The organism is Fusobacterium sp. IOR10, assembly GCF_010367435.1.
Lineage (GTDB): Bacteria > Fusobacteriota > Fusobacteriia > Fusobacteriales > Fusobacteriaceae > Fusobacterium_B.
Genome location: NZ_WJWY01000008.1, coordinates 1 through 13,106, shown reverse-complemented (window position 1 = coordinate 13,106; position 13,106 = coordinate 1). Strand labels below are relative to the sequence as shown.

Below are 13,106 nucleotides of genomic sequence, written 5' to 3'. Positions count from 1 at the left end.
GAAAGAGGAAATATGAAAAGAAAGAAAATAGCTTTTTTAATAATAACTTTATCAGGCGGTGGAGCAGAAAGAGTTGTTTCTAATTTATTGCTAAATTTAGAAAATAAAAAATATAAAAAATATCTAATTCTTTTTGATGGAGAAAAAATAAGTTATCCTTTTGAAGGGGAATTATTAAAATTAAATAGCTTTAAAAAAAATAATGGAATTTTTAAAATAATAAATTTAATTTTGGCATTTTTTAAATTAATGAAAATAAAAAAAGAAAATAATTTTGATATTGTAATTAGTTTTTTGGATATTCCAAATTTCTATAATTTATTAACTAAAAAAAATGAGAAATGTTTTTTATCAGTTAGAAATTATATTTCAGATGCGTATAAAGGATTTAAAGGAAGAATTTATAAATTTATAATAGTTAATTTTTATAAAAAAGCAGATAAGATTATAGCGGTATCAAAAGAATGTAAAAAAGACTTAATTGAAAATTATAGTTCAAATAAAGAAAAAACAATATCTATTCCAAATTTTTATGATTTAGAAAAAATAAAAGAATTGTCAAGTGAATCTTTAGAAGAAAAATATAAAAGGATATTTAAAAAACAAGTCATTATAAATTCAGGAAGATTAATCTATCAAAAAGGACAAAAGCATTTAATAAATGCTTTTTCAAAACTTAAAAATAGAAATGAATATAATTTGGTAATTTTAGGAGAAGGAAATTTAAGAAAAGAATTAGAGATTCAAATTAAAAGATTAAATCTAGAAAATGAAGTTTTTTTATTAGGATTTCAAGAGAATCCATTTAAATTTTTAGCAAAATCACATGTATATTTATTTCCTTCTTTTTATGAAGGATTTCCTAATGCTTTAGCTGAAGCTATGGCTTGTGGCTTGCCAGTAATATCAAGCAATTGTAAGTCTGGACCATCAGAATTGTTGGATAAAGGGAAATATGGGATATTAATAGAAAATTATAAAGACATAAAGATATTAGAAAAAGAAATGGAAAAAAATATAGAATTGTTAGAAAATGAAAAAAAATATAAAGAATATAAAGACAAAAGTTTGAAGAGAATAAGATATTATTCTAAAGAAAATATAGTTAAAATATGGGATCAAAATTGTTTCTAATCTGGAAATAGATACTTTTAATTTATTGTGCTGTCCTATTAATCTATAACGGTTTCTAGTTGCAGGTGTCGCTTGGGATTTTTTAGAATTGAAAAGTAATGTGGTTGTAAATTTAGTATCAATTTTATTAGTTTTTCTTAGTGCTTGAGACTCCTAAAAAGGAATTACTACAAGATAATTGGATATATTAATTTCATAAAACCAGGTAGATTAAAGCTTTATGCAATACTTTTACTTATTTGAAAATTTGAGAAAATAACAAAATAAAGAGTATTAAATTTGTGCTATTTAGGTTATCACTAATAAAACTAGCTATAGGAGAAAGGAATAATCTAAAGTACTTTAGTAAATTATATAATATAACAAAAATAAGTATATGAAGATTTTGTATCTTCATTATGTAAGGAGAAAGTAATGAAAAATAGCTTGAAGAAATTTATATGTGAAAATTTAAAATTGTATTATTTATTTAAAAAGATTCAAGAAGTTTGTTTTAAAATACTTTTAAATTCAGATAAAGCTAAAGAAAAATATATTCAAAAAAAGTTTAAAGAAAGAGTTGGTTGTGAAATAGACTTTAATAAAGAACCAAAAACTTTTAATGAAAAAATTCAATTTAGAAAGCTATACGATAAAAATCCACTATATTCTATATGTGCAGATAAATATAGAGTAAGAGAATATATAAAGAATAAAATAGGAGAAGAATATTTAATACCACTTTTATTAGTTACAGATAAATTAAAAGAAGAGCAGTGGGATAAATTGCCAAATCAATTTGTAGCTAAAGCTAATCATAATAGCGGTCCAGTTCAGATAGTAAAGGATAAATTAAAAGCAAATAAAAAAGAAATAATAAAAGAATTAAATAATCAATTGAGATTAGATTATGGGATACTATCTCTAGAAAATTCGTATAGTAATATTTCTAGAAAAATTGTAGTAGAGGAATTTTTAGAAGATAATATTAAAGATTATAAAATATTTTGTTTCAATGGAAAAGCTAAAATTATGTTTGTTGCTTTGGATAGAAGTACAAATACAAAATTTGATTTTTATGATATGGATTTTAAAAAAATTGATTTAAAACAGCACTATTCAAATTCTAATATAATATTAGAAAAGCCTTCCTCTTTTGAAAAAATGAAACAGTTAGCTGAAAAATTATCAGAAGATTTTTCTCATGTAAGAGTAGATTTTTATGATATAAAAGGAAAAGTTTATTTTGGAGAGTTGACATTTTGCCATTTTAGTGGATTAGAAAAATTTGAACCTCATAAATATGATGAATTATTAGGAAGTTGGTTTGAATTAGATAAAAAAATAATAAATAAGAGAAAATAATTATTCTTTGAAAAAGTGAAATCAAATGTATTGAAAAAATTAAATTGAAAAAGAAAAAAAAGAAAGAAATAAATGAACTTTGGAAAGAGAATTAAACAAAGAAGATTCTTTATAATTAGCATAGATTATACCAGTCTTATACAGAACATTATGGTGTCAATTTAAAGCATGCAAGACTTTATAAATTATCTAAATATGAAAACTTTAAATTCATGTAAGGGGACATTTATTAAATAGAGATTTATTTAATTATTTTAATAAGAAAGGGAAAATATGGAGATTTATTTTGCAATGTTAATATTTATTTTTTTATGTTTCTTTATTAAAAATAAATTGATTCAAAAAAGGGTTATATTTATGATGTTTTTTTTAGTTTTATCATTAAGATCTGTTTACTTGGGAGCAGATACAATAAGGTATGTAAATTATTTTAAGTTATTTAGTAAAACAAGTTTTATAGATTTACTTTCTAACAAGTTAACGATTGAAAGAGGATTTGCGATTTTTAATAAAATAGTTGGGTTAATAAGTGACAACGAACGATATTTTTTAGTTGTAACTAGTTTCATAATATTATTTTCAATAATAAAATTTATTTATAAGAACTCAAATATACCTTGGCTTAGTTTGTTTTTATTTTTAAGTCTAGGAAATTTCACTAGCATTTTTAATATATTAAGACAACTTATAGCAATATCAATACTTATAAATACATTTGGCTATATAAGAGATAGAGAAATAAAAAAATTTTTACTTTTCTATTTTGTTGCGGTTTCAATACATACGACAGCTGTATTTTTTATAATTATATATATAATTTATCCTTTTAAAATAAATTATATATATATCTTCTACAGTTTTTTAAGTAGTTGTTTAATTTATTTGTTTTCTAATAAATTATTAAATTTATTATTTCATTATTCAAATAAATATGAAATAAGATATTCTGAAAATTTAAGAAGTGGTAATGGGAAAGGAATGTTAATTATGCTTGCGACAGTTCTTTTTGTAGGATATTTTTTAGAAAAATTGGAAATAAAAAAAGATAAGAATTATATGTTTTATCATATGATAAACATTGCAGTAATTTTACAAATTATATCTTTAAAGTTTGCTTTATTTAGTAGAGTAGTAAGTTATTTTTCTATAGGATTAATAGTTTTTATTCCAAATATTATTTATAAAATTAAAGAAAAAAATTCAAGATTTATAGTAATAATAGTTGTTTGTTTATTAACTAGTTATTATTTTTATATATTATTAGATAGAAATTTGGGATATATAGTTCCATATAAATTTTATTTTGATAGTTAGAAAGGGGCAGTTTAAAAATTTACAGATTAGTATGTTAAATATTGTATAGAATAGGAGAAAAAATGAAAACATTTTTATTTATTTATGGAGATTTTAATTTAGGTGGGATTCAAAAATATTTAATAAAATTAATAAGATTATTAAAAAAAGATAATATACGAATTATTTGGATATGTAAGAATAGAGAATTGATTATAGATAAAGGATTTGAAAAAGATTTGTTAGATGGTTATGTAGAAATTATTTTAATGGAAGGTTATAAAAAAAATTGGGTAAAAAATTTAAAATTAAAATTTTCTGCTGGTGAAAAAATAGTAGCTTTTTCTTTTTCTTTTTATGATTTTTTACATTTAGAAATGATTAAAAAAAAATATAATTATTTAGAATTTAATACTTTTTTTTGGGTAGCTCATTTTAAGGGTAAAAATTTATTTTTTGAAGAAAATTTTCCTAAAATTTTAAGAAAAAAAATAAAAGATAAAACAAAAGAAATTTATTATAATATGGATAAAAATAACAATATTTTTTATGGTAATAAATCTCATTTTGAAGGTTTGACTAATCATTATAATATTTTTTCTCAAATGAAGGGAAAAATTTATGATGAACGTAGCTCATTCGAGACAGGTTTATTTTTTTCTGAAAAAGATGCAAAGCAAAGATATAAAAATAATAAATATAATATATTATCAATAACTCGTTTTGAATTTCCTCATAAAGCATATATTTTTGGTTTGATTAATAGTTTTTGTTTGTTAAAAGAAAAATATAAGCAGTTAAAACTAACAATAATTGGATATGGTGGTGGGAAAGAATTATTGAAAGCTAAAATAGCGGGGTTACCTTTTAATATTAAAAAAGATATAATTTTATTAAATAAAGTTAGCTATGATGAATTACATAATTTTTTTAGAAATACATATATTTATGTTGGAGTGGCAGGGAGTATAAGGGATGCTTCTAGAAATGGTGTTATTTCCATACCTGTAAGACATTATTCTTACAATTGTGAAGGGTATGGGTTTTTACCTGAATCAAAATTTTTAACTACATCAAATATTACAGGGGAACCCATTGAAAAATATTTAGAATATGCTTTTAATTTAAGTGAAAAAGAATATATTTTATATTCTAAAAAATCGTATAGTTCATTTATTCCTAAAAATCCTATCTATGAAAGTGAAAGAATATTTAAGAATAATAATATTTCAAAAAGTATTGTAAATTTTAATAACATAAATAAATATCTATTTATTTTAGATATTTATAAAACAAATAGATTGCATATTCTTTATCTATTTAAAAGTTATTGTCCTGATTTGTATATAAAATTAAAAAAATTAAAAGGAAAAATTGTGAATGGAAAATAAAATAGGAAAATCACAAATATTATCTTCTCTTATTTGGAAATTTATGGAAAGAGGAGGAACTCAAGGAGTTCAATTTATATTACAAATATTTTTAGCGAGATTACTAACTCCAAATGATTATGGAATTATAGCTCTGATAACTATATTTATAGCATTAGCTAGAGTTTTTGTTCAAAGTGGATTTAATACAGCTTTGATTCAGGGGAAAGATATAACTGAAGATGATTATTCATCTGTATTTTATTTAAGTATGTTTGTAGCATTAATATTATATACAGTTTTATTTTTTATAGCCCCTGTAGTTGCTGATTTTTACGAAATAAAAGAATTGATATTGATTCTTAGAGTTCTTTCTTTAACTTTATTTATAGGAGCAGTAACTTCTATTCAAAATGCTATTGTAGCAAGAAAAATGCAATTTAAAAAGTTATTTAAAAGTAGTTTAGGCGCAGTGGTAATATCTGGAGTTATTGGAATTGTGATGGCCTATAAAGGTTATGGAGTTTGGGCTTTAGTTTATCAACAACTTATAAATCAGTTGTTGATCACAATAATATTGTGGGGAACAGTTAAGTGGAGACCTAAATGTTGTTTTTCTTTTAAACGAATTAGAGTGTTATTTTCTTACGGTGGGAAACTATTAGCTTCAGCTTTGCTAGACACCTTATATAAAAATTTAAGAAGTTTGATCATAGGAAAAATATATAGCCCATCAACACTGGGATATTACAATAGAGGAAACCAATTTCCACAAATAATAGTAACTAATATCAATGGATCAATAACTTCTGTATTACTTCCTGCAATGTCAGCAGAACAAGATGATAAAATTAGAGTTAAACAAATAATGAGAAGAGCAATAGTTACAAGTTCCTTTATAATATTTCCTATGATGATAGGACTTGCAGTAATATCAAAACCTTTGGTAATACTTTTATTAACTGAGAAGTGGTTACCATGTGTTCCTTTTGTATGGGTTTTCTGTGCTTCTTATTCTCTGTGGCCAATACATACAGCTAATTTACAAGCAATTAATGCACTTGGAAGAAGTGATATATTTTTAAAATTAGAAATAATAAAGAAAATAATGGGTGTTACAATATTGATAATATCAGTTAAATATGGAGTATATGCAGTTGCTTTAGGTATGCTTTTAAGTGGAATTATTTCAACATTTATAAATTCTTATCCCAATAAAAAACTTTTAAATTATGCTTATAAAGAACAAATCTTTGACATTTTACCATCATTATTGATTTCTTTAATAATGGGAGGATTAATATATTTTTTAAGTTATATAGTTAAAGGAAATTTCTCATTAATAGTAATTCAAGTAATTTTTGGTGGAATTTCTTATGTGTTATTATCAATAATTTTTAAATTAGAATGTTATAAATATTTATTAAATATTTATTAAATACAATTAAAGAAGTCTTAAATAAAAAATAAAGAGAGGTTTTTATGAAAAAGATATTATTATTAGGAGGTTCAACTCAACAAATTCCAGCAATAGAGTGTGCTAAAAAGCAAGGTTATTTCACAGTACTTTGTGATTATTTAGAAGATAATCCAGGGCAATATCATGCAGATAAATTTTATTGCGTTAGTACTACTGATAAAGAATCAATATTAAAGGTAGCTAAAAAAGAAAAAATAAATGGAATAGTTGCCTATGCCTCAGATCCAGCAGCTCCAACAGCAGCATATGTAGCAGAAAAATTAAATTTACCAACAAATCCATATAAATCTGTTGAAATATTAGCCTACAAAGATAAGTTTAGAAATTTTTTAGCAGAGAATAATTTTAATTGTCCATTAGCTAAAAATTTCAATAATTTTAAAGAAGCTAAAGAAAGCTTAGAAAAGTTTAAATTTCCAGTGATGATAAAGCCAGTTGATTCTTCAGGAAGTAAAGGAGTTGTGAAACTAAATTCTGATAAAAATTTTGAAAAAATATTTAATAATTCTTTAAAAGTATCTAGAAATAGGAAAGTTATAATTGAAGAATTTATAGAAAAATCTCATGATTTTATAATAGGTGGAGATTGTTTTGTGATAGATGGAGAAGTTAAATTTTGGGGGTTATTAAATTGTCATAGGGATACTAGTGTTAACCCGTTAGTTCCTGTAGGAAAAAGCTATCCTTTAATGATATCAGAAAGTCAAAAAGAAAAAATAGAAGTCACAATTAATAGACTTATAAAATTGTTAAATATAAATTTTGGTGGTTTTAATTTAGAAATGATGTTTGACAAAGATGATGATTTATATTTAATAGAAGTAGGACCAAGAAATGGTGGGAATATGATTCCAGATTTACTAAAAATAATTTGTGATGTAGATATGGTTTTATTAACAATAGAGTGTGCAATGGGAAATTATAACATAAATTTAGAAAATAAGAGTTCAAAAGATAGTTTCAATGCAACTCATAATATTCATAGCTCCAAAAATGGGATTTTAAATGAAATAATATTTGATGATTCCTTAAAATCAAATATTATAAAAAAAGTTCTTTATAAACAAAAAGAGGATAATATAGAATACTTTAATAGTGCAAATAAAGCTTTAGGAATAGTATTTTTTAAATTTGAAAGTTTAGAAGAAATGAAAATTAAATTAAACAATATAAATAATTTAATTAAAATAGACTTAATGTAGGAGTGTTTTATGAAAGAAATAGGTGGATATTTTCAATTTGAAAATTTGATAAAAAACGAATATCATAAAGATTTGGTTTCTTTAAATACAGGAAGAAATGCTTTAATTTATGTATTGAAAGCTAAAAATATAAAAAAAGTTTTTATTCCTAAATATATTTGTGATTCAGTTATTAATGTCTTGAAAAGAGAAAATATTGAATTTGAATATTTTAATATTAGAAAAGATTTTTTACCAATTTTCAGTAAAACTTTAGAAAAAAATGAAGCTATTTTAATTGTTAATTGTTTTGGACAATTAAAAAATGAAAAAATAAAAGAATTAAAAATAAAATATAAAAATATTGTAATTGATAATACACAAGCTTTTTTTCAGAAACCAGTACAGAATGTTGATACAATTTATAGTTGCAGAAAATTTTTTGGTGTTCCTGATGGAGCTTACGCCTCAATAGATAAAAAATTAAATATAGAATTAGAAAGTGATTTATCAAAGGATAGATTCAAACATTTGTTAGGTCGTTACGAGGGGGAAGCATCAGATTATTATAAGGAATTTAAGACTAATGATAAGAGTTTTATAGATGAACCTATGAAGTATATGTCAAAATTAACTTCTAATATTTTAGGAGCAATTGATTATGAAAAAATAGCTGAAATTAGAAATGAAAATTTCAAATATTTGCATAGTTTTTTAAAAGAATCAAATAAATTAAATATAAAAATCCCAGAAGTGGCTTTTTCTTATCCACTGTATTTAGAAAATGGAGAAGAAATAAGAGAAAGATTATTAAAATATAAAATATATGTTCCAACTCTTTGGCCAAATGTATTAGAGGAAAATAAGAAGGGCACAATAGAATATAAGTATAGTAAAAATATTTTACCGATACCTTGTGATCAAAGATATACAGCTGAAGATATGAAATTTATTATAGAAAATATAAAAAAATATTTAGGATAATAAGGGAGATGAAATAATGAATATAGAAGGGAAATTAGTAACTCTTAGAGCCATAGAAAAAGAAGATTTAGAATTTATGAGAACAATGCTAAATGACTCTGAAATGGAAAATTTAGTTGTTGGGTGGGCTTTTCCAGTTTCTAAATATCAGCAAGAAAAATGGTATGAGAATAATATTCAAAATCAAAATAATTTAAGATTCATAATTGAAGACAAATTTGGAGAAGTTATAGGACAAGCTAATTTATCTAATATTGATTGGAAAAATAGAAAAGCAACAAGAGGAATTAAATTGGCAAAAGAAAAAATAAGAGGAAAAGGATTTGGCACAGATGCGATAATGACTTTAACTAAATATGCTTTTGAAGAACTTCAATTAAATAGATTAGATATTTTTATATTAGAGGAAAATATTGTTTCTCAAAAACTAGCAATTAAAACAGGTGTCGTAATAGAGGGAAAGAAAAGAAATTGTATTTTTAAAAATGGGAAATATCATAATTTATTAATAGGTGGAATTTTGAAAAGTGATTATAAAAAATTAATAGAAAAAAACAATTATTGGAAAGATTAGAATAATATTTTTAAGGAGGATTATAGTGGAAAATAAACAAATATTGGTTACTCGTTCATCAATGCCTAATTATGAAGAATATTGTAGAGAAATAAAAGATATATGGGATTCTCATTGGCTTACAAATATGGGGATTAAACATAAAACTTTAGAAAAAGAATTAAAAGAATATTTAAAAGTTTCTGAGATAAAATTATTTACAAATGGTCACTTAGCCCTTGAATGTATATTAAAAGCTATGAAATTACAAGGGGAAGTTATAACAACTCCTTTCACATTTGCTTCAACTACTCATGCAATTGCTAGATGTGGTCTTACTCCTGTGTTTTGTGATATTAATAAAGATGATTACACAATGGATGCCTCTAAAATAGAAAATTTAATAACTGATAAAACATGTGCAATAGTTCCAGTTCATGTATATGGAAATGTTTGTAATGTATATGAAATAGAAAAAATTGCTAAAAAACATAATTTAAAAGTTATATATGACGCAGCTCATACATTTGGAGAGGAAATAAATGGTGTTGGTATTGGAGACTTTGGTGATGCATCAATGTTTAGTTTCCATGCTACAAAGGTATTTAACACTATAGAAGGTGGAGCAGTAACATATAAAGATGAAAAACTAAATAAAATTCTAAATGATATCAAAAATTTTGGTATTACAGGACCAGAAACAGTTGAATACATTGGGGGAAATGCCAAGATGAATGAATTTCAAGCTGCAATGGGAATTTGTAATTTAAGACATGTGGATGATGAAATATTAAGAAGAAAAAAAGTTGTAGAAAAATATAGGGAAAGATTAGGAAGTAGAAAAGGCATAAAATTATCCCCTATTCAAGACGGTGTGAAATCAAATTATGCATATTTTCCTGTAGTTTTTGATGGTTATAAATATAATAGAGATGAAATGTTTCAATTATTACAAGAAAAAAATATAATACCAAGAAAATATTTCTATCCCCTTATAAATGATTTTAAATGTTATCAAGATAAATATTCATCTAATGACACACCAGTGGCAAAACATATATCAGAAAGAGTTTTAACATTACCTCTTTATGCAGATTTAGATTTGGAAACAGTAGATAAAATATGTGATATTATTTTAAAATAAACAAAATAGCTTTTATACATGCATAAAAGTATAAAGGCTATTTTTATATGGGAGGAAGTTATGAAAGGAATAATACTTGCAGGGGGATCTGGAACAAGACTTTATCCATTAACAATGGTAACTTCTAAACAGCTTCTACCTGTATACGATAAACCAATGATTTTTTATCCACTTTCAATTCTTATGTTTGCAGGAATAAAAGATATATTAATAATTTCAACACCAGATGATTTACCAAACTTTAGAAGATTACTTGGTGATGGAAGCAAGTACGGGATAAATTTAAGTTACAAAGAACAACCTAGTCCTGATGGTCTTGCTCAAGCTTTTATAATTGGAGAGGAATTTATAGGAAATGATTCTTGTGCTTTAATCTTAGGTGACAATATATTCTATGGTGCAAATTTAAGAGGAAAGTTAGCTAGCGCAGTTTCTAATAAAAATGGGGCTACTATTTTCGGATATTATGTACCTGATCCTGAAAGATTTGGAATAGTTGAAATGGATGGAAATGGAAAGGCTATATCCATAGAGGAAAAACCTGAAAATCCTAAATCTAATTATTGTGTTACAGGGCTATATTTTTATGATAATAGAGTTGTTGAATTTGCTAAAAAAGTTAAACCATCAAAAAGGGGAGAACTTGAAATTACAGATTTAAATAAAATGTATTTGGAAGATGGGTCTTTAAATGTAGTTACTCTTGGAAGAGGTTATGCTTGGTTAGATACTGGAACTGTTGATTCATTATCTGAGGCATCAGAATTCATAAAGGTAATAGAAACTAGGCAAGATGTTCAAATTGCTTCACTAGAGGAAATAGCCTATGCTAATGGGTGGATAAATAAAGAAAGACTATTAAGTGCTGCTAAAATATATGGAAAATCTAATTATGGACAATATCTTTTAAAAGTTGCTAATGGAAAAATTTAAAGGAGAGTAATTTATGAAAATAATTGTAACAGGTGGAGCTGGATTCATAGGTGGGAATTTTGTCCACTATATGTTGAAAAAATATAATAACTATAAAATAATATGCTTAGATAAATTAACTTACGCTGGAAATCTAGCTACTTTAGAGTCTGTTATGTCAAATAATAATTTTAAGTTTATACAAGGAGATATTGCAGATAGATCTTTTATTTATAATCTTTTTCAGGAAGAAAAACCAGATATTATAGTTAATTTCGCTGCAGAAAGTCATGTGGATAGATCCATAGAAGATCCTGAAATATTTTTAAAAACTAATGTTTTAGGAACAGGGGTTTTACTAGATGCTTGTAAAAAATATGGAATAAAGAGATATCATCAAGTTTCGACAGATGAAGTTTATGGGGATTTACCCTTGGATAGAACTGATTTATTTTTTACAGAGGAAACACCAATCCATACTTCAAGTCCATACTCTGCTTCAAAGGCTTCAGCTGATTTATTAGTGCAATCATATTATAGAACATTTAAAGTTCCAGTAACAATTTCAAGATGTTCTAATAATTATGGTCCTTATCATTTTCCAGAAAAATTAATACCATTGATAATTGCAAATGCATTAAATGATAAAGATTTACCTGTATATGGAAAGGGAGAAAATGTAAGGGATTGGCTTTATGTTCAAGATCACTGTATAGGAATAGATAAGATAATACATAATGGAAAAATTGGAGAAGTTTATAATATTGGTGGACACAATGAAAAAACTAATTTGGAAGTTGTTAAAACAATTTTAAAAGAACTTGGAAAATCAGAAGATTTAATAAAATATGTAACAGACAGACCAGGTCACGATATGAGATATGCAATTGATCCTACAAAGATAAAAAATGAATTAAACTGGGAACCTGAAACTTCATTTAATGAAGGAATAAAAAAGACAATTAAATGGTATTTAGACAACACTTCTTGGTGGGAAAACATTATCAATGGAGAGTATAAAAATTATTATAAAAAAATGTATGAAAAGAAAAATAAGTAATGATTTAGGAGGGAGAAATGAGGAAGGTAACTAAAGCAGTTATACCTGCAGCAGGGCTAGGGACAAGAGTACTACCAGCAACAAAAGCTCAACCTAAAGAGATGCTTGTGATAGTTGATAAGCCATCCCTTCAATATATAGTTGAAGAGTTAGTGAAATCAGGAATAACAGACATAGTAATAATAACAGGAAGAAATAAAAATTCAATAGAAGATCATTTTGATTATTCCTTTGAATTAGAAGAAACTTTAAAGGAACAAGGAAAGTATAAATTACTTGAAAAAGTTAGATATTTATCAAATTTAGCTAATATATTTTATGTTAGGCAAACTCATCCTCTTGGGTTAGGCCATGCAATATTAAAGGCAAAACCATTTATAGGAAATGATCCATTTATAATAGCTCTAGGTGATGATATAGTTCATACAGAGGGGAAAACAGCAACTTCTCAATTAATAGAAACATATGAAAAATATGGAGCAAGTGTACTAGGAGTACAAAATGTTAATGAAAAAGATGTATGCAAATATGGAATAGTAAAACCAGGTGTAACCTTAGATGAAAAAACAGTTGCAGTGGAAAATTTCATAGAGAAACCAAGTATAAAAGAAGCTCCATCAACACTAGCGTGCCTAGGAAGATATCTTCTAA

The 13,106-nt window shown here is 24.7% G+C and carries 12 protein-coding genes; all 12 read left to right on the top strand.

Annotation, left to right across the window (positions count from 1 at the left end):
* Positions 1–12 precede the first annotated feature (12 nt).
* On the top strand, positions 13–1,134 hold the full coding sequence (locus GIL12_RS03280) for a glycosyltransferase (RefSeq protein ID WP_163468930.1): 1,122 nt from the start codon (positions 13–15) through the stop codon (positions 1,132–1,134).
* 414 nt (positions 1,135–1,548) lie between these two features.
* Positions 1,549–2,478 carry an ATP-grasp fold amidoligase family protein gene (locus GIL12_RS03275; protein ID WP_163468929.1) on the top strand — a complete coding sequence of 310 codons (930 nt, stop codon included), beginning with the start codon at positions 1,549–1,551 and terminating at the stop codon, positions 2,476–2,478.
* A gap of 357 nt (positions 2,479–2,835) precedes the next feature.
* Positions 2,836–3,792: an EpsG family protein gene (locus tag GIL12_RS03270; RefSeq protein WP_163468928.1), complete on the top strand. Its 957-nt coding sequence runs from the start codon at positions 2,836–2,838 to the stop codon at positions 3,790–3,792.
* A 62-nt stretch (positions 3,793–3,854) separates the two neighbouring features.
* On the top strand, positions 3,855–5,162 hold the full coding sequence (locus GIL12_RS03265; RefSeq protein WP_163468927.1) for a glycosyltransferase: 1,308 nt from the start codon (positions 3,855–3,857) through the stop codon (positions 5,160–5,162).
* The gene (locus GIL12_RS03260; RefSeq protein ID WP_163468926.1) at positions 5,152–6,579 is read left to right on the top strand and encodes a lipopolysaccharide biosynthesis protein; all 1,428 of its coding nucleotides are present in this window, start codon (positions 5,152–5,154) and stop codon (positions 6,577–6,579) included. The genes GIL12_RS03265 and GIL12_RS03260 overlap by 11 nt, the downstream gene beginning before the upstream one ends.
* Before the next feature lie 44 nt (positions 6,580–6,623).
* Entirely contained in the window at positions 6,624–7,823 is a 1,200-nt protein-coding gene (locus GIL12_RS03255) for an acetyl-CoA carboxylase biotin carboxylase subunit family protein (protein ID WP_163468925.1), read from the top strand.
* Positions 7,824–7,832: 9 nt separating this feature from the next.
* On the top strand, positions 7,833–8,786 hold the full coding sequence (locus GIL12_RS03250; protein ID WP_163468924.1) for a DegT/DnrJ/EryC1/StrS aminotransferase family protein: 954 nt from the start codon (positions 7,833–7,835) through the stop codon (positions 8,784–8,786).
* A 16-nt stretch (positions 8,787–8,802) separates the two neighbouring features.
* Positions 8,803–9,360 (top strand): GNAT family N-acetyltransferase, encoded by a 558-nt coding sequence (locus GIL12_RS03245; protein WP_203522500.1) that lies wholly within the window; start codon positions 8,803–8,805, stop codon positions 9,358–9,360.
* 25 nt (positions 9,361–9,385) lie between these two features.
* Positions 9,386–10,483 carry a DegT/DnrJ/EryC1/StrS aminotransferase family protein gene (locus GIL12_RS03240; protein WP_239056047.1) on the top strand — a complete coding sequence of 366 codons (1,098 nt, stop codon included), beginning with the start codon at positions 9,386–9,388 and terminating at the stop codon, positions 10,481–10,483.
* Positions 10,484–10,543: 60 nt separating this feature from the next.
* A complete protein-coding gene (gene rfbA, locus GIL12_RS03235) occupies positions 10,544–11,416 on the top strand; it encodes a glucose-1-phosphate thymidylyltransferase RfbA (protein ID WP_163468923.1) in 873 nt (290 codons plus the stop codon).
* A 13-nt stretch (positions 11,417–11,429) separates the two neighbouring features.
* Positions 11,430–12,455 (top strand): dTDP-glucose 4,6-dehydratase, encoded by a 1,026-nt coding sequence (rfbB, locus tag GIL12_RS03230; RefSeq protein ID WP_163468922.1) that lies wholly within the window; start codon positions 11,430–11,432, stop codon positions 12,453–12,455.
* A 17-nt stretch (positions 12,456–12,472) separates the two neighbouring features.
* On the top strand, positions 12,473–13,106 hold a 634-nt coding region (locus GIL12_RS03225), incomplete at its 3' end, for a UTP--glucose-1-phosphate uridylyltransferase (protein WP_163468921.1).

What these genes read in the sequence shown, in the direction of transcription:
- GIL12_RS03280 (WP_163468930.1), top strand. Translation starts at nt 13, where the DNA reads ATGAAAAGAAAGAAAATAGCTTTTTTAATAATAACTTTATCAGGCGGT.
- GIL12_RS03255 (WP_163468925.1), top strand. Translation starts at nt 6,624, where the DNA reads ATGAAAAAGATATTATTATTAGGAGGTTCAACTCAACAAATTCCAGCA.
- GIL12_RS03275 (WP_163468929.1), top strand. Translation starts at nt 1,549, where the DNA reads ATGAAAAATAGCTTGAAGAAATTTATATGTGAAAATTTAAAATTGTAT.
- rfbB (WP_163468922.1), top strand. Translation starts at nt 11,430, where the DNA reads ATGAAAATAATTGTAACAGGTGGAGCTGGATTCATAGGTGGGAATTTT.
- rfbA (WP_163468923.1), top strand. Translation starts at nt 10,544, where the DNA reads ATGAAAGGAATAATACTTGCAGGGGGATCTGGAACAAGACTTTATCCA.
- GIL12_RS03265 (WP_163468927.1), top strand. Translation starts at nt 3,855, where the DNA reads ATGAAAACATTTTTATTTATTTATGGAGATTTTAATTTAGGTGGGATT.
- GIL12_RS03270 (WP_163468928.1), top strand. Translation starts at nt 2,836, where the DNA reads ATGATGTTTTTTTTAGTTTTATCATTAAGATCTGTTTACTTGGGAGCA.
- GIL12_RS03260 (WP_163468926.1), top strand. Translation starts at nt 5,152, where the DNA reads ATGGAAAATAAAATAGGAAAATCACAAATATTATCTTCTCTTATTTGG.
- GIL12_RS03245 (WP_203522500.1), top strand. Translation starts at nt 8,803, where the DNA reads ATGAATATAGAAGGGAAATTAGTAACTCTTAGAGCCATAGAAAAAGAA.
- GIL12_RS03250 (WP_163468924.1), top strand. Translation starts at nt 7,833, where the DNA reads ATGAAAGAAATAGGTGGATATTTTCAATTTGAAAATTTGATAAAAAAC.